Source organism: Streptomyces incarnatus, assembly GCF_001027185.1.
Lineage (GTDB): Bacteria > Actinomycetota > Actinomycetes > Streptomycetales > Streptomycetaceae > Streptomyces > Streptomyces puniciscabiei.
Window position 1 is genome coordinate 176,515 of record NZ_CP011498.1, and the last position, 17,265, is coordinate 193,779.

18 protein-coding genes and 2 pseudogenes are annotated in these 17,265 nt (G+C 69.6%); 7 read left to right on the forward strand and 13 right to left on the reverse strand.

From position 1 onward, the window contains the following. Window positions 1-28: 28 nt before the first annotated feature. The 4 genes from ABB07_RS40065 to ABB07_RS40080 all read right to left on the reverse strand — a co-directional run bounded on the left by ABB07_RS40065 (window position 29) and on the right by ABB07_RS40080 (window position 2,036). A complete protein-coding gene (locus ABB07_RS40065) occupies window positions 29-271 on the reverse strand; it encodes a hypothetical protein (protein WP_208903968.1) in 243 nt (80 codons plus the stop codon). Window positions 272-508: 237 nt separating this feature from the next. Further along, on the reverse strand, window positions 509-1,180 hold the full coding sequence (locus tag ABB07_RS40070; RefSeq protein WP_208904000.1) for a DUF4097 family beta strand repeat-containing protein: 672 nt from the start codon (window positions 1,178-1,180) through the stop codon (window positions 509-511). Window positions 1,181-1,419: 239 nt separating this feature from the next. Beyond that, window positions 1,420-1,797, reverse strand: coding sequence for a toxin Doc (locus tag ABB07_RS40075; RefSeq protein WP_208903969.1), 378 nt, complete (start codon window positions 1,795-1,797; stop codon window positions 1,420-1,422). After that, window positions 1,797-2,036 carry a hypothetical protein gene (locus ABB07_RS40080; RefSeq protein WP_208903970.1) on the reverse strand — a complete coding sequence of 80 codons (240 nt, stop codon included), beginning with the start codon at window positions 2,034-2,036 and terminating at the stop codon, window positions 1,797-1,799. The genes ABB07_RS40075 and ABB07_RS40080 overlap by 1 nt, the downstream gene beginning before the upstream one ends. Before the next feature lie 221 nt (window positions 2,037-2,257). Here ABB07_RS40080 and ABB07_RS40085 point away from each other — a divergent pair, with 221 nt between their 5' ends. Next, window positions 2,258-3,196, forward strand: coding sequence for a VanZ family protein (locus ABB07_RS40085; RefSeq protein WP_208903971.1), 939 nt, complete (start codon window positions 2,258-2,260; stop codon window positions 3,194-3,196). Window positions 3,197-3,879: 683 nt separating this feature from the next. Beyond that, entirely contained in the window at window positions 3,880-4,350 is a 471-nt protein-coding gene (locus tag ABB07_RS40090) for a hypothetical protein (RefSeq protein WP_244189854.1), read from the forward strand. A 137-nt stretch (window positions 4,351-4,487) separates the two neighbouring features. On the opposite strand, the gene ABB07_RS40095 is transcribed toward ABB07_RS40090, so the two are convergent. Further along, window positions 4,488-4,973, reverse strand: a complete 486-nt coding sequence (locus ABB07_RS40095) for a hypothetical protein (protein WP_208903972.1) — start codon at window positions 4,971-4,973, stop codon at window positions 4,488-4,490. 63 nt (window positions 4,974-5,036) lie between these two features. Between ABB07_RS40095 and ABB07_RS40100 the strand changes: the two genes are divergently transcribed. Further along, window positions 5,037-5,474 carry a GNAT family N-acetyltransferase gene (locus tag ABB07_RS40100; RefSeq protein WP_208903973.1) on the forward strand — a complete coding sequence of 146 codons (438 nt, stop codon included), beginning with the start codon at window positions 5,037-5,039 and terminating at the stop codon, window positions 5,472-5,474. 131 nt (window positions 5,475-5,605) lie between these two features. Further along, window positions 5,606-6,097 carry an alpha-hydroxy-acid oxidizing protein gene (locus ABB07_RS40105; RefSeq protein WP_244189855.1) on the forward strand — a complete coding sequence of 164 codons (492 nt, stop codon included), beginning with the start codon at window positions 5,606-5,608 and terminating at the stop codon, window positions 6,095-6,097. Here ABB07_RS40105 and ABB07_RS40110 read toward each other — a convergent pair. Then, window positions 6,037-6,735, reverse strand: a complete 699-nt coding sequence (locus ABB07_RS40110; RefSeq protein WP_208903974.1) for an SDR family oxidoreductase — start codon at window positions 6,733-6,735, stop codon at window positions 6,037-6,039. The two genes, ABB07_RS40105 and ABB07_RS40110, sit on opposite strands and share 61 nt — an antisense overlap. Before the next feature lie 524 nt (window positions 6,736-7,259). Between ABB07_RS40110 and ABB07_RS40115 the strand changes: the two genes are divergently transcribed. Then, window positions 7,260-8,993, forward strand: coding sequence for an immunity 49 family protein (locus ABB07_RS40115; RefSeq protein ID WP_208904003.1), 1,734 nt, complete (start codon window positions 7,260-7,262; stop codon window positions 8,991-8,993). A 745-nt stretch (window positions 8,994-9,738) separates the two neighbouring features. On the opposite strand, the gene ABB07_RS40120 is transcribed toward ABB07_RS40115, so the two are convergent. The 6 genes and pseudogenes from ABB07_RS40120 to ABB07_RS40135 all read right to left on the reverse strand — a co-directional run bounded on the left by ABB07_RS40120 (window position 9,739) and on the right by ABB07_RS40135 (window position 15,393). After that, window positions 9,739-10,473: a rhomboid family intramembrane serine protease gene (locus ABB07_RS40120; RefSeq protein WP_208903975.1), complete on the reverse strand. Its 735-nt coding sequence runs from the start codon at window positions 10,471-10,473 to the stop codon at window positions 9,739-9,741. Window positions 10,474-10,993: 520 nt separating this feature from the next. Then, complete coding sequence (locus ABB07_RS41415) at window positions 10,994-11,833, reverse strand: class I SAM-dependent methyltransferase (RefSeq protein WP_244189856.1); 840 nt, start codon at window positions 11,831-11,833, stop codon at window positions 10,994-10,996. Continuing rightward, a complete protein-coding gene (locus ABB07_RS41660; RefSeq protein WP_279617440.1) occupies window positions 11,830-12,123 on the reverse strand; it encodes a hypothetical protein in 294 nt (97 codons plus the stop codon). The genes ABB07_RS41415 and ABB07_RS41660 overlap by 4 nt, the downstream gene beginning before the upstream one ends. Window positions 12,124-12,220: 97 nt before the next feature. Further along, window positions 12,221-12,328, reverse strand: a pseudogene (locus tag ABB07_RS42165) (GntR family transcriptional regulator); the annotation flags it as partial. A gap of 87 nt (window positions 12,329-12,415) precedes the next feature. After that, window positions 12,416-12,787 (reverse strand): hypothetical protein, encoded by a 372-nt coding sequence (locus tag ABB07_RS40130; RefSeq protein ID WP_208903977.1) that lies wholly within the window; start codon window positions 12,785-12,787, stop codon window positions 12,416-12,418. Between the two features lie 11 nt (window positions 12,788-12,798). Continuing rightward, on the reverse strand, window positions 12,799-15,393 hold the full coding sequence (locus ABB07_RS40135) for an ATP-binding protein (protein WP_208903978.1): 2,595 nt from the start codon (window positions 15,391-15,393) through the stop codon (window positions 12,799-12,801). Window positions 15,394-15,663: 270 nt separating this feature from the next. Here ABB07_RS40135 and ABB07_RS40140 point away from each other — a divergent pair. Next, window positions 15,664-15,922: pseudogene (locus tag ABB07_RS40140) on the forward strand (transposase family protein); the annotation flags it as partial. Between the two features lie 47 nt (window positions 15,923-15,969). Then, complete coding sequence (locus tag ABB07_RS41665) at window positions 15,970-16,092, forward strand: hypothetical protein (RefSeq protein WP_279617441.1); 123 nt, start codon at window positions 15,970-15,972, stop codon at window positions 16,090-16,092. A gap of 150 nt (window positions 16,093-16,242) precedes the next feature. Here ABB07_RS41665 and ABB07_RS40145 read toward each other — a convergent pair whose 3' ends face one another. Then, complete coding sequence (locus tag ABB07_RS40145; protein ID WP_208904004.1) at window positions 16,243-17,148, reverse strand: LysR family transcriptional regulator; 906 nt, start codon at window positions 17,146-17,148, stop codon at window positions 16,243-16,245. Between the last annotated feature and the right edge of the window lie 117 nt (window positions 17,149-17,265).

A 17,265-nucleotide genomic window follows, 5' to 3' on the forward strand; every position in this document is an offset into this window, starting at 1 on the left:
ACGGGCAGGAACTTCCCTCTGCTGTCCGTCAGTTGCAGAAGTTGAGGATGGGCAGGAGACCGTTGCCGCACTGGTTCTCTTCGCCGCCACCGCCGCCGCCGTGGCCGTAGGCTGGGCCGGCCTTGGCGGCGACGTGCGTGGCAGGCGCCGCGGCCACGGCGGATGTGGCGGTCGCCATCCCCGCCGCACAGGCGATGCCCACGGCGGCGGTGACCGCGAACACTCGCGGAATCCAGGAAACGGTCTTCTTGGGGTGAGGTGTAGTGTTCATGCACTCACCATGCACACCCGCGCAACCAGTTGCCCGCCGAGCGCATCCGAGCGGGTGAGACACCCTCAGGACCCGATCGCCGTGCGTCTTCCGGGGATGTGCGGGCCTCGCCGGCCGCGTCGGCGACGGACAAGGCTCCCGTGCCGCTGAGTGAGGTGTCCGGCGCCTCAACTCACCGGCACGGGAGCCTTGTCGGCTGCTCTTCCCCGCCGCCCCCGGCCTGCCCCGAGCTTCTTCTCAGAGGCCGGCGGCGGTGATGTTGCCGTAGGAGGTGGTGGCGTGGATGTCGAGGCCGGCCGCGGCGCCGTCGCTGTTCTTGAGGGAGTTCGCGATCCGGCCGTAGGAGGTGCCGGCGTCGAGGGTGGCGGAGACTCCCTGGGCGGCGCCGACGGTGATGTCGCCGTGCTGGGTGGTCAGGGTGACGGTGCCGTGACGGGCTTCGGTGACGGTGATGTCGCCCTTGTCGGTGGTGATCTCGGCGGGGCCGTTCAGACGGCCGACGGTGATGTCGCCGGTGGCGAGGGTGAGGCGGGCGCTCGCGGTCTCGTCGAACTGGACCGTGCACTGGGCGCCTTCGAGGGTGACGTCCCCGAGGCGTCCGACGCCGCGGACCTCGGCGACGGCGGTCCTGGCCTCGACGCGGGAGCCGGCGGGCAGTTGGACGGTGACCTCGAGGGATCCGGGGTGGCCGAGCGTCTCCTTGCGCTCCGCCGGGATCTCGACCCGCAGCACGCCGTTGTCGTAGGCGACCGTGACCAGCTCCGCGGCCTTGACGTCGCGGCTCTTGGACGGGTTGGCGGGCAGGACCTCGACGGTGGTGTCGGCGCGCTCGGCGGCGACGAACCGGATGTGTCCGATGGGGATGTCCAGGACGGCCGCGATGGGGGCGGGGGTGTCGAACTTCTGGATGGTGCCCTGGTTCTTCTGCATGGTGCGCTCCTTCGGCTCGTCGTTTCCGATGATGGAAACGCTACGTTGCTTTCAGGAGACTGGCAACACGCCTATTGCTTCCAGTTGCTATATCCGCAGCTAGAACAAGAGATTTCGTTGCAACGGTCATTGTTCTAATGCAACGCTCTCCCTCGTGTTCGTTGCAATGATTTGAGAGTGAACGCTATGGCGGGCGCAGCGGGCACAGCGGGGGGCGATCAGATCTTCCAGGAACGCAGCGCCTCGGCGACGGCATAGACGCTCAGGCGGGTGTCCCGGACCTTGCGGACGAGGTCGGACAGCGCGCCGTACGGCGGATCGATGCCCTCACCGGACTGGTCCATGTACTGGGCGGCCACGAAAGCGGCGAAAAGGCTGTTGCGGTGCGGAAGCGGTTCCAGGCGCACGATCGTGTGCAGCAGCGCGGCCGCACGCCAGGCGGCATCCGGATCGGCCGTCTCCAGCGTCGGCAGCTTGGTCCTGTGCCGCGCGACGGCGGCCACCAGCGCCGAGTAGTCGGACACCGTCACGTCCTCGTGCCCGAGGGCCGCCTCCTGGACGTCGAGCAGCCAGGAGACGTCGATGTGCAGAACCATCAGGCGGCCGCGGCCCCGCCGCCGCGCCCGGAGGGCGGGACCTCCTCGGGGAAGGCCTCGTCGAACTCCCCGCGCAGCCGGTCGGCCCAGGCGGCGGCGCCGGCGACGAACCGCTTGCGGTGCATCTCCCGGACCCCGAGATCGTGCAGGTACTGCTTCAGGCTCTTGCCCTCGGCGGCGGCGGCGGCGCGGACGCCTTCCATTTCCTCGTCGGAGAAGGACACGTTCAGTGACGGCATGCTCCGATGGTACCTACTTGGTACCAACCCCGCCAGGCCCGGCCGGGGGACACCACCTCGGTGTGCGGCCGGGATACTTGAGGTCATGGTGAAGCGTGTGTCGGTCCTCTCCGACTCCTCGAGGCTCAACGCTGTACCCGCTCTCCCTCAACGCCCCCGCGAACAACGTCTGCTACATCGAACGTGCCCCTCTCATCGGTGCCGTCACCACGCAGGGCCTCATGAACATCACGCTGTTCCTACCCGCCGCGGCGGCCTGGACCTGGCTCTCACGACGCCCCGTCTCTGTCGCACTCGCCCTCGTCGGACTGTCCGCAGGCATCGAAGCCGTCCAGGCCGTCACTCCGGGCATGGGCCGCGCCTGCGACAGCACCGACTGGCTCACGAACAGCACCGGCGCACTCATCGGCACCGCAGCAGCCGCGTTCGTCCTCTGGTACCGGCACCGCAGCACTCATCTCACCCGGCCCGGCCGAAGCTTCGTGCCGGCCTTCTCCGCCGCCATGATCGCCATCGCCGCGCTCTGCGCCACCCTGGTGACACCCGTCATGTCCGACGTGGCGTGGGCGCACGACGCATCCGGTCCGCAGCGTAAGACGGCCCTGGAAGCAGCCAGGGAGTTCCTGCCGGCCACGGCACACGTCGTGAAGGTTCAGTTCGCTCCGGGCCCCGGAGACACGGGAACCGTGGAGCTCGGCACCGACAAGGGGTCCTTGTTGATCGACTGGCTTTCACGAGAAGTGCAGTCCGGAATGATCGATCCGGAGCCTGAACGCGGAGCACCCACGCAGGACCACGTGTCCGACGAGGAAGCGGCCAAGGTGGCGAAGCGCTTCATCGACGACCACTTCCCATGGGCACTGTCGGCGAAGCAGTCCATCAGCCGGGTGGGCCCCCACGACGAGGCGCGCCTGGTGTCCTGGCGCCGCTACAAAGACGACGTCATGATGCCGATGCGCATGGACGTGGTGATCAGGGCCGGTGGCCACGTGGCGTCATTCGCCGCACGTCATGTGATGGACCTTGCGCTGCCCAAGGTCCGCATCAGCCAAGGCCAGGATGTCGACGCCGCTTCCGTGGCGCTGGCCGGTCATCAGGTGGCTTCGTCCGTGCTTCTCGCTGTACGCGATGAGCAGGGCCGTGGCACCCGTACTGGATGATCACGCCCAAGAACGTTGTACAGGACGGCGCTGCCCTGGACGGCGTACCCAGCGACTCCCCAACGGACGCCAGGACAGCCCTTGTTGACGCGGTAACCGGCAAGATCAACGACAGGATCGACCTGGACACCGGTCCGAGCGCCGAATAGGTTCCGTCTCCGGCTCTGCTGCATCGCGGGCCTGAGCCGGCAGCTGGTTGAAATCCACCCGCTCCATACGGTGCTCGGCCAGGTGGTCATGTGCGCCGCTCGAGGCAGGCCTGCACCGCACCTGGGGCAGGGACGGCTCCCCGGCCGTGCAGGCCCCCCACCAGGGCGTCACCGCATTACCGCGGAGGACTTCCCGGTCCAGACCGCACCACCGCGCCGTACCGACCGCGGCTGGATGGCGCCTGACCGATGCCTGAGGGCCGTTCGTCGGTTCAGTTGGTGAGGGCCTGGCGGAGGGTTTCGCGGCAGTCGACGACGGCATCGACGCCGACGATGCTGGTCGTGCGCATCGCCGCGCCGCAACAGCGACCTGTCTTGCACCCCTGACCTGCTGCAACATCGCCCAGGAGCCGGCAGCAAGGGGTAGGTCCGGTCCGTCGCAGGCGTAACCTCGCCGGCGAAGGCGCCACCGCGTACTTCGCTGTCCGACGGCCTCACCGCCGAAACCGACTGTCCGAGAGGACCCGCCGGCTGATGTCGATATGGCCTTCGATCGTTGCCGTACTCGGTACCCTCGCCGGTGCCCTGACCGCCGGACTCCTGCAGCACCGTTCGGCACGCACCGCACGGGCAGAGGAGCGCGCCGACAGCCATCGCCAGGACCAGCTCGGTGCCGTCACCGACTTCGCGGCCGCCCTGGACGCGCACCGCTCGGCGATGTTCCACCGGGAGCGTCTGGCCATGACCGAGGCAGGCACCGAGCACCAACTGGAGGCCCGGACGAGGTCCCACGACACCCGGGTGGCGATCACCGCGCCCCACATCCGCCTTCAGGTCCTGGTCCCCGAGCTGGCCGGCCCCGCCCAGCAGGCCGCAGATGCCACCTATGCCCTGCGCAAGGCCGGCGACCGGACCGAGCTGGACGCCCTGCGGCATACGGCCAAGGAAGCATCCGTCGCCTTCATCGCCGCGGCCGCCGCGCTGCTGAGCCCCGACAACCGCTGACGGTGGGCTCGAAGTGGTGGCGGAAGCGGGCGCCGCTGCTGTCCTCGGCGAGGAGGAGCAGGCACGCGAAGCCGAGCGCGCCGGCCGGCTCGTCGAGGCGGTTGGGCTGCCGATCAGCACCGGGAGGAAGCCCGGGGTCAGGTGGAGGCGAAGTTCTTGTCGAAGACCAGGACGTAGTCGTAGTGGAGGGGGTCGCCTTCCTCGTCCACGGGGTATTCGAAGCTGCTGTTGTTCGCCAGCCGTACGGACAGATCGGTGACCTCCTCGAATCCGTAGTCGCTCTCGACGACGTCGTGCCCGCGCGCCCGCAGGATCTCCGGCAGGTCGTCCGACGGTGTGCGGAAGACATCGATGCCCTCGAGGAGGAAGCGGATGTCGGCCATCTCGTCGCGGAAGCGCCACACTTCGATGCCGGTCAGACATTCCTTCTCCTCCGACTCGAAGAGAAGCACGAACTCGACGTCGTACGTGCCGTTGGCGACGACGTACTTGCCCGGCGGGCGCCCCCCTTCCGAGGAGTGCTCGACGCACCCCCAGGCCTCGGCTTCGGCCATGGCTTCGTCCAACGGCATGCCGAGCCGGAACGAGGCGACACCGACATGCGGCAACAGCTCGACATCCATCCTTCGCTCTCCCTCTTGCTGTCTCTTGTGGGGACTGTAAAACGTTCGGTGTAACTCCAGGCCATGGAAGATGCATCACCGACGTTGACCCACCAGCCCCTGACCGGCACCGCGGCCTTCAACACCTACGTGACGCGCCTGCTGAGCGAACGGGACGAAGCAGCCGGGCGAGCCGATCGGTTCGTGCCGATGACCACGCTGTGGTGGGCCGAGGGCGATCAAATGCTGGGCAGACTGGCCGTTCGCCACCGGCTGACCCCGGCGTTTGAGAAGGCCGGCGGCCACATCGGCTACGACGTGCGACCCAGCGCCCGCGGACAGGGACACGCGACCGCGATGCTCGCCGCAGCATTGCCCATCGCTCGTTCGCTCGGCATCACACAGGCCCTCCTGACCGTCGACGAGACGGACATCGCCTCCCGGCGCGTGATCGAAACGAACGGGGGCCGGTTCATCGACCCAGTCGGCGAGAAACACCGCTACCGGGTGCCGACATCCTGAGACACCGACCTCCTGGACCACCGCTGACCGCAACCGGTCCGGGCTTCGAGGCCACGACCTGGGGGACTACGTGACCGCAGTCCTGGGGAATCACGGGCTCTGGCGCTGATCTTGTGACGCGGTAGGTGTCAGTGGACATCGCCGCCGCGGCCACCGGCCCGCTGTGGATGCAGTTGTATTGGCTCAAGCGCCGTGACCTGATCCGCCGGGCCGAGGCCGCCGGTTTCCACGCGCTGGTCCTCACCGTCGACGCGCCCAGGATGGCGTTCTGTCCGGCGGGAGGCCATCAACGGGTTCGCGATGCCCCCGGCATCCAAGCGGTCAACGTGGCGCACGACGTGATCGCCGCCTCGCACGGCAGCCGGGACGGGGAGCCGGCCATCGCCCGGCAATCCAAGGAGCAGTTCCACGCCTCGATCACCCGGGAGGACCTCGCCTGGCTGCGCGTAGTGACCTCCCTGCCCCTGGTACTGAAGGGCGTGATCACCCGCCTTCGTCCTGCACCGCGTGGTAAGCGCAGGGGCCGAAGGCGCCTTGTCGTACGGTCGTTGGGAGCACGGCGTCAGCCGGCCTGTCCGGTCGGCCGCATGGTGATGTGGTTGATGTCCACACCCGCGGGCTGATTGACGGCGAAGACAATCGTGTCCGCGACCTGCTCGGCGGTCATCACCGGCGCCGCCTCAGGGGTGCCACCGCGCTCGTCCCAGAACGGGGTGTCCACCACCCCGGGGGCGACGACCGTCACGCCGACCCCGTCCTTGCCGACCAGCAGCCGGGTGTTCTCGGCCAGTGCGTGGGCGGCCCATTTGGTGACCGAGTACAGGTTGCCCGGCGTGTTGCGCACCCCGGCGACCGAACCGATGATCACGATCCGGCCCTTGGACTCCCGCAGGTGTGGCAGGGTCTCCCGCACCAGCAGAGCCGGGCCCAGGACGTTGGTGAGGACCATGGCGCGCATGTCCTCGGGGGCGTGGCTCTCCAGGTTGCCGGGCAGTGAGAAACCGGCGTTGGCGATGACGTTGTCCAGTCGGCCCCACGCCTCCACCACGCGGCGCACAGCAGAGGCGACGTCGTGCGCGTCGCTGGTGTCGCCGGTGATCGTCAGCAGCCGCTCGGCCGCTCCGGCCGAAGAGGCGAAGGCGGCCAGCTTGTCCGCGTCACGTCCGGTGACGGCCACGCGGTGGCCCTGCTTGAGCAGGGCGCGGGCGGTGGCGGCGCCGATTCCGGTCGAGCCACCTGTGATCAGCGTGGCGGGTTCCATGGGACGGCCTCCTCAGCGATGTGGTCATCGGGGCTCCGCCAGGGCCCCCGATGCAGATGAACACGAGGTGGCGCGTGAGGTCGACCGACTCCGGGTCGCCGGTTCCCCGAAACGCCTGAACTATACCCAGCGATCTTCCCGGCCGGTACGCCATCGCCGGCTGGCCATGATGCCGCACGAATGGGGCCGAACCCGCACTGCTGGCCGCCCTGTTGGGACCTTCGCGGCGCGCAGGTCCCAGCCTGCGCTCACCCTGCCGGTGTCAGTGACGGCTGAGACCATGGCTCGCGTGTTCTTCGCGGAGTTTGGAGACGTTGTTCCCCCGCCTGGCTTGTGCCCGGGCTCGCGAGGCTTGCAGGGATAGCACGACACGTACCGCCGCTGACGCACCTGCCACGGAAGCCCCGTGGCCCGTCAGGGCCCGGTCACAGCGGTCAGTCGCCGGTGTGTCAGATCCCGCGCCTAGGCTGGCTGTCGCAGAGATCGATCAAGGAGCAGGGCCAGTGCGAATAGAGCGTCACCAGGTGGGCGGGGCCGTCGTGTCGGCGGCGTGCGAGGACTTCACGAACCGCATCGGGGGACAGGTGCGGTCCATGTCGCGGGGCGGCCGGATGGCCACCTACGAATGGCAGTCGATCGCGGACGAGTTCCTCGACTACCTGGGCGCCCTCTCCGTCGGGACACCCGACCTCGACACCCCGGAGGCCAAGGCCGCCCTCAAGGACGCCTCCGAAGCCGCGGCCGGCGCCGTCGCCTACGCCGCCTACCACCCGCACTGCAGCTTCCAGGTCTTCCTGGAGTACGTGAACTTCGGCATGAGCTACGACCCCGGCGAGGATGCCCCCGAGGAGAGCGTCACGCCCTGGGAGTGGATCGATGCTCTCTGCCTGGCGGTCCTCAGGGGCAGGGCCAAGTGGCACGGCGAGGCCTTCCACTTCGCCCGGGAGAAGTTCGCCGAGCAGGCGCAGGGGACGCCCAGCGGTGAGCTCGCCACCGGCCTGACGGCCGTGGTCCTGGACGACACCGGCGACGACGAGGAGTATCCGCCGAGCGCGCAGGCCAAACTCGCCGCCGTCGACGCGGCCCTGGACCGCGTCCGCACCCGCGCCCAGGAGACCGGCGAGCCGCTCCTGGACCGGCCGGACAGTGCGGCGCTGCTCACGCTGCGCGCCCTGATCTGCGAGGACCGGGAGGCCTTCGATGCGGCGCTGGCCGACCTCCTGGCCAGGCACTCCGCCCTGCACGGCGGCGCGGCCTCCCCGAGGACTCTCCTCCCGCTCGTTCCCATCGCCCTCGCCGCTCTCGCGTACCGGACCCTGGGCTGGGCCCCGGCCGTCCGCACCGACTACCTCCCGCACGCGCTGATCACCGGCTTCGAGACCCCAGGCCCCCGGGTCGGCGGGTTCGGCCGGAACCGGCGCCCGGACGCGGTCGCCGCGCTCGCCGCGGGCCCGCTGGTGGTGGAACGGCCCGCCCGCCAGCGGACGGTGAGCCCGGAGATCGAGGCCATGTATGAGGAAGACGTCCAGGAGGTGTTCACCGCCGACGACGGGGACCCCCTCGCCGTCCGGCGGCTCAGCGACGTCATGGGCGATCAGGAGCGCCTGTTCAAGTGGCGCGCGGGGGACTCCTCGGTCACGGACGCCCTGCTCGCGAACCTCCGGCTGGCCTCCCAGATGGGGGCGGCCCTCTTCCGTATCGCGCTCGCGGAGCCGGGCACCGAGACCGAGGTGACCATCGGCGGCCGCACGCTGCGCTACCGGGCCGAGCGGGGCGAGGAGGCCGGCGCCGGCACCTGGCAGACGGCCACCGCCTTCGCCCTCATCACCGGCGCACGCGAGGACCTCGCCCCGCTGGTCCTCACCGGCCCGGCCTTCGCCCGCCCGGACGGCTCCGCCTTCAGCGCGTACCGCGAAGCCCTCCACGCCTACCTCAAGGGCAGCGACCCCGAACCGGCCGCGCAGCGGGCGCTGCAACAGGCCGAGAAAGCCGAGGACTGGGGCTTCGCCATGCCGCCGGCCGTGCTGCTGTCCCAGCTCGTGGACGGCGACGAGGAGAGCTTCAACCTGGCCCTGGCCGACGCACTCGAAGCCCACCGCGACCACTACCAGGTCGCCGACCGCGCCGACGATCCGGACGCCTCCGTGAACCTGGACATCCTCGCCCTGGCCTGCCACGCCCGCCGCCGCGGCTGGGCCATCCGCGTCGAGTCCCCCTACCTCCCGCAAGACCTCCTGCGGGCCGCCGAACCCTTCTGAGGGAGCCGGGGCCGCAGCGGGATGCCCCTGCCGGCCCTGAGGCCGAGGAGCCGAGGGCGGACCGGCGCCTGTATGTGCCCAGTCGGCCGGTGACATCCCGGGGCCGGGCTCCGGGATCGACGTCAGCACTCAGACGGTCTACCGGCACGTCCTCGGCCGCCCCCGGACTGCCTGATGAGTCAGGACGCCGGTCCGAGAACGAAGGCGTCAGCCGCTGCAGCGGCCAAGGCCCCCGCCCCCGGCCCGAGCGGAAGGGCGAGTGGGCGCGCGGTACGCCCAGGTATCCCAGGCCGCGAACCCCTACCGGGAAATGGCAGCCGTAGCGCCCATCCACCTCGCAACATCGGTCAGCCGGTCCAGCGACCCCTGCACCCCGTCGGCTGCCCCCCTTGGTTCCGCGGTGAACGGATGAGCCGATGCACCCGCCGGCTGAGGTTCGGACGGCTTCTGCCCGTCATGAGCGCCTGCGGATCCTTGCGGGCTCCGAACGCTGCGGCTCTGCGCAAGCAGCGGCAAGGGCTCCTTCGCCAAGTACCCACTGTTCAACCAGAACTGGTACGACCTCAACGGAGGCTTCTGCACGCGACCCTCGACATCACCGGCTGGACGCGGGAGGCGATCCGCACCGGCGTCCGTCTCCGAACCGAGCTGGGCCAGTCCGGCGTCGGCGGCTGGGCGCTGTACGGCCGGCACCCTGGTGACCCGTCCCGCTGGGACCGGGTCGGCGACGGTCCTGATGGTCCGTCTAGAGCAGGCCCAGGTCGCCGAGTTCCTTGTGGAGGTCGGCGCGCGGGTGGTCGGAGCGCACTTGAACGGTGCCGCGCGTGGCCGGCCCCGGTCCCTGGCGAGAGCCCGCACCTGCGGCGGTCGGCGAGGGCCGGTCGCGGAAGAGCCAGGCTCCCGCCAGGCCGCCGACGAGCCCTCCCAGGTGGGCCAGCCAGCTCACTCCCGGCGTTCCGGGGACGGCCACGGTGAGCAGGTAGGCGAAGGAAGCCGCCATGACCACACCGATCAGCGTGTCGATCAGGTGCCGGTCGAACAGTCCGCGTACGACGACGTAGCCGAAGTATCCGAAGATCAGGCCGCTGGCGCCGACCGTGTCCACGTCGCCTCGTTCGAAGAACCACACCGCGAGCCCGCTGGTCACGCCGACCAGGAGGCTCAGACCGAGAAAGCGGGCCACCCCTCGGTAGGCGGCGAGGAAACCGAAGACGAACAGTGGCCCGGAGTTGCTCTCGATGTGTGCCCAGCTCCAGTGCAGCAAAGGCGCGACGAGGATGTCGGGCAGCGTGCCGACGTCGCCGGACCTGACGCCGTAGTCCCTGGAAAGAGCGTAGTGGCCAGCGGAGTTGGCGAGCTGCAGAACCCAGACGAGCGCGAGGAACCCGAACATCACGAAGAACGCCTTTCGCGCCTCCGCGATGACCTGCTCCGCGCTGACAGGCAAGGCGCCGGCCTGCTCTCTGTACGACGCACCCATGGCACGCTCCCTCCCCCGGCGGAACCGCATCCGCACCGCGACACGGCACACTCTACGGAGTGTGCGGCGGTCGCCGCGGCCGACGTCGGTGCCGGCTTCTCCTGCCTCGGCCCGCGCCGGTCCGGCGGCGTCGTCAGGCGGCCGGAGGTGGCGCCGTACCACGGAGGTTCGCCGCGTTCAGTGCCGATCCGCTCGCCTGCGCTGCCCGCCACCTGGCCGAGCGCACGTGCCATGGCCGAAGTGGCCGTTGATCTCGTCTCCGAGGGCGGACTCCAGGAGCCGCCTGGTCAGCCGCTCAGGCAGTCCGCCCTCGCCGGCCGGCCACAGGCCCAGCAGAGGCCCCTGTACGCGGACCCGGGCCGGTGTCCTGCACATGCCCTGCGGGCACAGTCGGTCGTCCACCGGACGTGGGCTGGGCGCCTTCTGCCGCCACGGAGGCGGCAGCGGCTCGATGGACCGTGACCGCAGTCTGCGGGCTGTTCTGGACAGCGAGCTTGGTTCGGGCAACTGGCCAGGCCTTTCACCCCCGCACAGGTTCGCCGGCCGGTGCGGCCGGCGGTGGGGTGTGCGGTGGGCGGCGGCCCCAGGCGGAGACGGTCAGCTGGGGGATGTCGATGAACGCCGGATCCTTGAGCAGTTCGGTGAACTCGTCGAGGTCCGCTTCGGTGACCAGGCCGCTGTCCAGGAGGGCGGGGGCGGCCCGCTGGATGAGCGGGCGCCAGCGGTCCTTGCCGAGTCCTCCCATGCGGCCGAGGTTGCCGGCGTAGGCGATCTCGGTCAGGGCGTTGCGGGCGAACAGTGCGGGCAGTGTGCGGGCCCAGGTCATGTCGGCGCCGTGCTGCCTGCAGGTGTGCTGGTAGGCGGTGAGGATGCGCTGGACCAGCGGAAAGGGGGAGTCGGCAGGGGGCAGGTCGTAGGGTTCTTCGACGACGAGCCAGCCACCGGGGGAGAGCCAGCCGGCGGCCCGGGCGATCATCTCGTCCCGGTCGGGAAGGTGGCAGAACAGGTAGCGGGCGTGGATGAGGTCGAAGGTGCCGGGCGCGTAGTCGTGCCGGGTGATGTCGGCCTCCTGGATCTCCAGGTTGGCGGCCCGGCCGGTCTCGAGATGGCGGGTGTCGAGGTCGACGGCGACCACGCGTCCGGCAGGGCACCGGGCGGCGAGCCAGTAGGCGATGGAGCCGGCGCCCGCGCCCAGTTCCAGGCAGTTCCAGGACGCCTGGACCGGGAGGCCGTCGATGATGTCTGTGGTGAACGCATCCACGCTGCGCTGGATGGACTCCAGGCGGTCACGTTCGCGCGGGTCGTCGTTGCCGAGCAGGCCGGTGCGGTAGGGGGTGGTGGCGGCTTGGTGTTGTGTCACGGGTTTCGCCTGTCCGTGGGAGGGGTGGCCGGGGCGGCGGCCGGCAGGTGCGGGCCGGTGCGGTCCGGCGTGAGGGGGCCGTATGTGCTGGGAGCCGGCACGGTGGTGCCGGAGGTGGCGGGTTCGGGGATGGTGGTGCCGGAGGTGGCGGGTTCGGGGACGGTGGGGTCGGAGGTGGCGGGTTCGGGCACGGTGGGGCCGGTGGCGGTGGGCGGCAGCGGGAAGGAGCGTACGGCGGGTCGCGCACGGCACCGTAGGACGGCGAGCAGGAAGTCGGTTTCGCTGCCCAAATTGTCGTCCCGCGGACGCCGTGCAGGATGTAGACCATTCCTTCGGCGCGCAGCACGCGCAGCGCCGCCTGGGCGGTGCCCCGGCGATCGCATACTGCTCCTTGAGGCTGCGCGCGGCAGGCAGCCGTTCACCCGGCCGCAGCTGGCCGGACAGGATCTTCCGCCTCAAGTCTGCCGCCGTCCGCTGGTAGAGAGGCCGAACCAATCAGCGGATCTTCCCGCCGTAAGCCGCGCGCACGGATCTTCGGGTGGGCCTCCCAACCGACTGCGCGCGTGACGTTCGACCACCCTTTCACGGGCTCCACATGCCGAGGATCCCCGAAGTGAGCGCGCCAGCCGCCGCGCCTTCCAACACGGTGCGCAGGGAGCGGCCCATTTCACGCAACCGTGAGTGATCGGGTTGGTTCTCTCCCGCTTCCCTGAGGACCGCGGCAGTCAGTTGATGGACCGCGCGCTGCTGGTCAGCGTCCAGATCAAGCGCAGGCAGAGCTTGGGCGATGGCCTCGGCGAACCTCGTCAGGCGGGGGAGGTCGACCGCGCCGACGGGACCGCCCATCACCACCTCGTTGTTCCGCCCAAGGACCAACTGGCCTTGGATGTCGCCCTTGATGCGCAGGTCGTAGCGGTCACCAAGTTCGTCGGGACGGTCCTGAGGTTCTGTCACGGCATCCTCGATCAGTTCGTGTAGTACGAGTCTGAGTAGTGCGGCCCGGGGGAGAATCCGGGAGGTGGCGTCGCCGGGAGTGTTGGCCATTCTGAGGTCCCGTACGCGCTACACATGTTCCTCAAACCGACCGGCGCCTCCAGGCACAGCACCGTGCCCTTGTTCACCCGCACTGTGCAGGTGGCCAGTGCCGGGGAAGCGAGCGGATCGTTCTGCTCGTCGCAGCCCACGAATCCGATCCGCACCTGGCTGTTGTCCCCGTCGACGAGATCCGGATTTCGATCTCTCCGTGTCGCCGTGAGGTGGAGGGTCGTTCCGGTTGGTACGACGAACCTGCAACTCAGGAAATTTCCGCCGGCTCGGTTCCGCGATGTCGTGTCACTGCGGCATACCGGCTGGCCGACAACGTCGGCGGACACTTCGCTGATGTATCCACCGGGTGTCATCACCATCACCGGAGACAGTGCGGTGGGCGACTTGGGCGAATCCTGCTTGCCAGGCTCATCACCGATACCGGCCCGTCTCGCGCAAGCCGTCCGGGCTGCTTCGTCCTTCGGGCTCGTGGTCGTCACGCAAACGGTGCGCTCCTGGTCGGCACGCACCGTGCACGCCGAGGCTGAAGGGCCTTGATCACAGCCCCAGTAGACGAAGTGGACCCCGCCCGGGAGTGGAGAGTTCGGCCGTACCTCGATCGGCCCGCTCTCGCCCTTCTTCGGAGTGACTGTGATGGTGCAGTCCGTTTGGCCGTGCCCCGTCCGGCATCCCTTCTCACGTGTACCGGGTAGGGAGACCTCGATGATGGCGCTGGTGACCTTCACATGGACAGGTACTGTCTCGGGGGCGTTGCCGCTGACTCCGAAGACAACCCCTGAGGCGACCAATCCGGCGAGGCCGCCGCCGAGGATCAGCTTGCCGGTGAGTCCGGACATGACCTTCCCGAGCCCCGCCTTGCCAGCACCAGAGCCTCCCGCATGACTCGATCCGGATGCACCCGCCGTGCTCGTGCCTGTCCCAGCTCCTGGATCTGCAGGGGCGGAGGAGTGCCCCGCTGCCGGGTGCGAGCCATGCGATGCCGGCGCGTGACCGGCAGCGGGATCTGCCGGGTGGCCGGCGGATGCGTGAGGCCCGGACGGCACGTGGCCCGTGGGGGGTGCGGAGGTCGTAGGCCCGAGGAGATGCTGAGTCTGCCGGGTTGCCTCCGCAAGTGTGTGTTCGCCGAGTTGGGACCACATACCGGCAGCTGCCGTCAGTGCCGCGACGGCAGCTACGCGCTTACCGGTGAGAAGCGATCGGATTCCCTCTTCGTGAGTGAAGTAGGCGATGAGACGCTGATCGCGTGCGGCTGTGGCGGCTCGTACGCCGTGTTCGAGGACACGTCGCCAGGGGCCCACGCGCAGCGAACAGGCCGCACTGGGTGCCACTGACGCGGCCAGCCGGGCGCCGACGCGCGGCTTCCCCGTCGTGATCGTCGCTTGAATGACGGCGGACACGAAGCGGCTGTCGTCGCTCAGGCGTCTTGCCCGGGCGTCCGGTGATGTCGCCCATTCGGTCAGACGTCCAGCCTTGTCGGCCAGTTGCCCGGCTCGAAGCTTCAGATGTTCCGGCAGAGCCTCCCTGGCTCCTCGGGTGAGTTGAAGCCCGTCGTCGCAGGCAGTGGTGATGCCAAGGGCGGTGAGGTGGTCAGCGGCCTGGGGAAGAGAACTCGGTTCATCGACCAGGACCGCGATGAGCTCGGTGGACATCCAACCTTCGGCGGCTCCGAGCAGGGACACCATGTCCCGCTCCGCTGTAGTCAGGTCGCTGAGGACCCTGGCGAGGATGTCGGGGAGTTCACCGGGAGACGGCAGACGGACGCTGCTGCCGTTCGGCCTGCCGGCGGCCGCCGCTCGCAGCAGGGCGAGGGGATTGCCCGACGTCGCCTCCCACAGCGCGTCCGCAGTGTCCGCCTCCGCCGAGGTGAGGGCTCGCCCCAGGGCGTCACCCAGCAAGGCTCGCCCGTCCTGTCGTCCCAGTCCGCGCAGCGGGAGAATCCGGCCGTTGCCCCAAAGGGTCTGCTCGGCCGAGGTAACGACGAAGGCGGCGTCCGGGGCCCGATCCAACAGCCCCGTCAGCTCTGACCTGGGGCAGTCCAGGTCGTCGATGACGAAGCAGGCTCCGATGCCGGCCATCAGCCGTTGCATTTCGATCCGACTCGGCCGATATGCGAAAGAGTCGTAACAGGATTCGAAGATATCTTGAGCGATATCGTCGGCGTCGCGCCCGGATCCGTTCAGAAATACGATTCCGGATTCCCGTCCGGCCATCATGCGTGCCGCATGTCGAACGAGCGCGCTTTTCCCAACCCCTTCTCCGCCGTGGACTTGGATCGGGTCCGCCTCCGCCACAGCTAATCTGATCTCGCCGATTTCGCTCTCACGGCCACGCAGTGCGCCGGTCCGCCGGGGAAGCAGCTCAATGCGCTTCCGGCGAGTGGGCTCGGGCCGCTCTCCCGGCTGCAACACCGTCACGATCGAGCGTTCAGCGGTGACGACGACATTGTGGTCACCAATGACCAACTGGCCTCGCACGTCCCCCGTGACACGAACCCGCGCATCGGTTCCGCTCATTCGCCCCCCAGATCCCCCAAATCCGTGCCCCGATGAAACACTAGGGGAAATGACATCCGGCGGGTACCACAAAGCGGAGACATGGTCGATCCGTGCATGATCGGCAAGTTCCGCTCTGCTTCACCTGCTGAGGCCACCCCGTCATGCCAGACAACAGGTGAGCACTGGGCGTTTTCAGCGCGGCCACTGATCGGGTGACGCCGATGGTGTGCGCAACGCACGAGGCTCCCGTGTGCGGCGGGAGCTTGCAGCGGCGGTCACCCTCCCGTCGGCCTGCTCGCCGACCGCGCCCCGGGCCCGCTGCGCGCCCTGCGCGAAACCGATCCGGGTCGGTGACAGCCGCGCCGACTACTCCCACGAACATCGTCGGCATGGAGGGAACGTGCAGATGGTGACCGATCCCGCCGTACGGTTGCTGTGGATCCCGCCTGCCCTGCCGGGCAGGGCCCACGACCTGACGGCCGCCCGCGCCCATCGGATCATCCGGATCTGCGAACGGCAGGGTGTCCCGGTCCTCGCCGAGCGCGCGATCTCGATGTTGGCCCATACGAGCAGGGCGCGCAGGAGCGTGGTGGCGTGACGGACGTGCAGGGGGAGCTTGGTGAGGATGCGCCAATTCTTCAGGTGGGCCACCCCAAGAGCGCCGTCAAGTACGTGCATGCCGCGCACCCGGACCAGGCGCTGCCCCTGATCCGCTGACCGGGCGCACCGCCTGCACCCGCATGGGAAGACATCGACCATGCTCTCGGCCTGGTCACTGCCGGAGCCGACGCTCGCCACTGTCACTGTGGGGGCCTGGGTTCCCCGCGGGAGCGCGACGGTTCCACGGCCGCTGGGCGTGGTCCGGTGTCAGGGGGTTCGGGCCGCTGCGGCGTCGCGGAGGAGTCCGGCGAAGGCCAGGGCGGCGGGGGTGAGCGAGTGGTCGGCCATGCGCACCAGGAGGATGCGGCGGACGGGGGCCGGCGGCTGGAGGGGCAGGACGTCGACGCCCGGCCGGATGCCCTCCAGGGCAAGGGTGGGGGCGAGGGCGACTCCGATACCGGCGGCGACCATGGCCTGGGCCTCCTGGTAGTCGTGGGCCTCGTAGGCGATGTGGGGCTCGAAGCCGGCGGCGCGGCAGCCGCGGACGAGGGCTTCGGCCACCGGGTGACGGTCGGCGCGGGTGATCCAGGGATCGTCTGCGAAGTCGGCGAGTGAGGCGGCGTCGCGGCCGGCGAGTGGATGGTGGTCGCTGACGAGAAGGGCCGGCGGGTCGTCGAGCAGTGGGGTGACGACGATGTCCTCCCGGTCGATTCGGCTCCAGTCGTAGTCCCACATCAGCGACATCTCGATCTCCCGGTTCTCCAGCATCGTCCAGAGTCCGGCGATGCGGGCGCTGCGGACGGTCAGCCGTACGCCGGGGTGGGCGTCGCGGAAGGCGATCACGGCCTGCGGGAGGAGCGAGGCGCCGACGGTGGGGAAGGTGCCGATGCGCAGGGTGCCCGCGCGCAGGCCGGCGTGGTCGGCGAGTTCGTTCTCCGCGGCCCGCAGTTCGCGTTCGATCCGTTGCCCCCGTTCGGCCAGCGCCCGTCCGGCGTCGGTGAGGGTGACGCCCCGGGCGTGGCGTTCCAGCAGGGGCTGGCCCGCCTCCGTTTCCAGGCGGCTGATCTGCTGCGACACCGCTGACGGGGTGTAGTTGAGGGCGCGGGCCGTCGCGGTCACCGAGCCGCGCCGGGCGACCTCCGTGAACAGCAGGATGCGCCGTACGTCGAGCATGCCGCCACCTCCAGCGTTCACTTCACCTTAATAGCCATGCAGATTTCCGAGATTGTACTTCACGCTGCCGTAACCCACCGTGGAGGACACCACGCACGGCGAGACCGTCGGTGGACT

What these genes read in the sequence shown, in the direction of transcription:
- ABB07_RS40065 (WP_208903968.1), bottom strand. Translation starts at nt 271, where the DNA reads ATGAACACTACACCTCACCCCAAGAAGACCGTTTCCTGGATTCCGCGA.
- ABB07_RS40075 (WP_208903969.1), bottom strand. Translation starts at nt 1,797, where the DNA reads ATGGTTCTGCACATCGACGTCTCCTGGCTGCTCGACGTCCAGGAGGCG.
- ABB07_RS40080 (WP_208903970.1), bottom strand. Translation starts at nt 2,036, where the DNA reads ATGCCGTCACTGAACGTGTCCTTCTCCGACGAGGAAATGGAAGGCGTC.
- ABB07_RS40085 (WP_208903971.1), top strand. Translation starts at nt 2,258, where the DNA reads ATGAACATCACGCTGTTCCTACCCGCCGCGGCGGCCTGGACCTGGCTC.
- ABB07_RS40090 (WP_244189854.1), top strand. Translation starts at nt 3,880, where the DNA reads ATGTCGATATGGCCTTCGATCGTTGCCGTACTCGGTACCCTCGCCGGT.
- ABB07_RS40095 (WP_208903972.1), bottom strand. Translation starts at nt 4,973, where the DNA reads ATGGATGTCGAGCTGTTGCCGCATGTCGGTGTCGCCTCGTTCCGGCTC.
- ABB07_RS40100 (WP_208903973.1), top strand. Translation starts at nt 5,037, where the DNA reads ATGGAAGATGCATCACCGACGTTGACCCACCAGCCCCTGACCGGCACC.
- ABB07_RS40110 (WP_208903974.1), bottom strand. Translation starts at nt 6,735, where the DNA reads ATGGAACCCGCCACGCTGATCACAGGTGGCTCGACCGGAATCGGCGCC.
- ABB07_RS40120 (WP_208903975.1), bottom strand. Translation starts at nt 10,473, where the DNA reads ATGGGTGCGTCGTACAGAGAGCAGGCCGGCGCCTTGCCTGTCAGCGCG.
- ABB07_RS40135 (WP_208903978.1), bottom strand. Translation starts at nt 15,393, where the DNA reads ATGAGCGGAACCGATGCGCGGGTTCGTGTCACGGGGGACGTGCGAGGC.
- ABB07_RS40145 (WP_208904004.1), bottom strand. Translation starts at nt 17,148, where the DNA reads ATGCTCGACGTACGGCGCATCCTGCTGTTCACGGAGGTCGCCCGGCGC.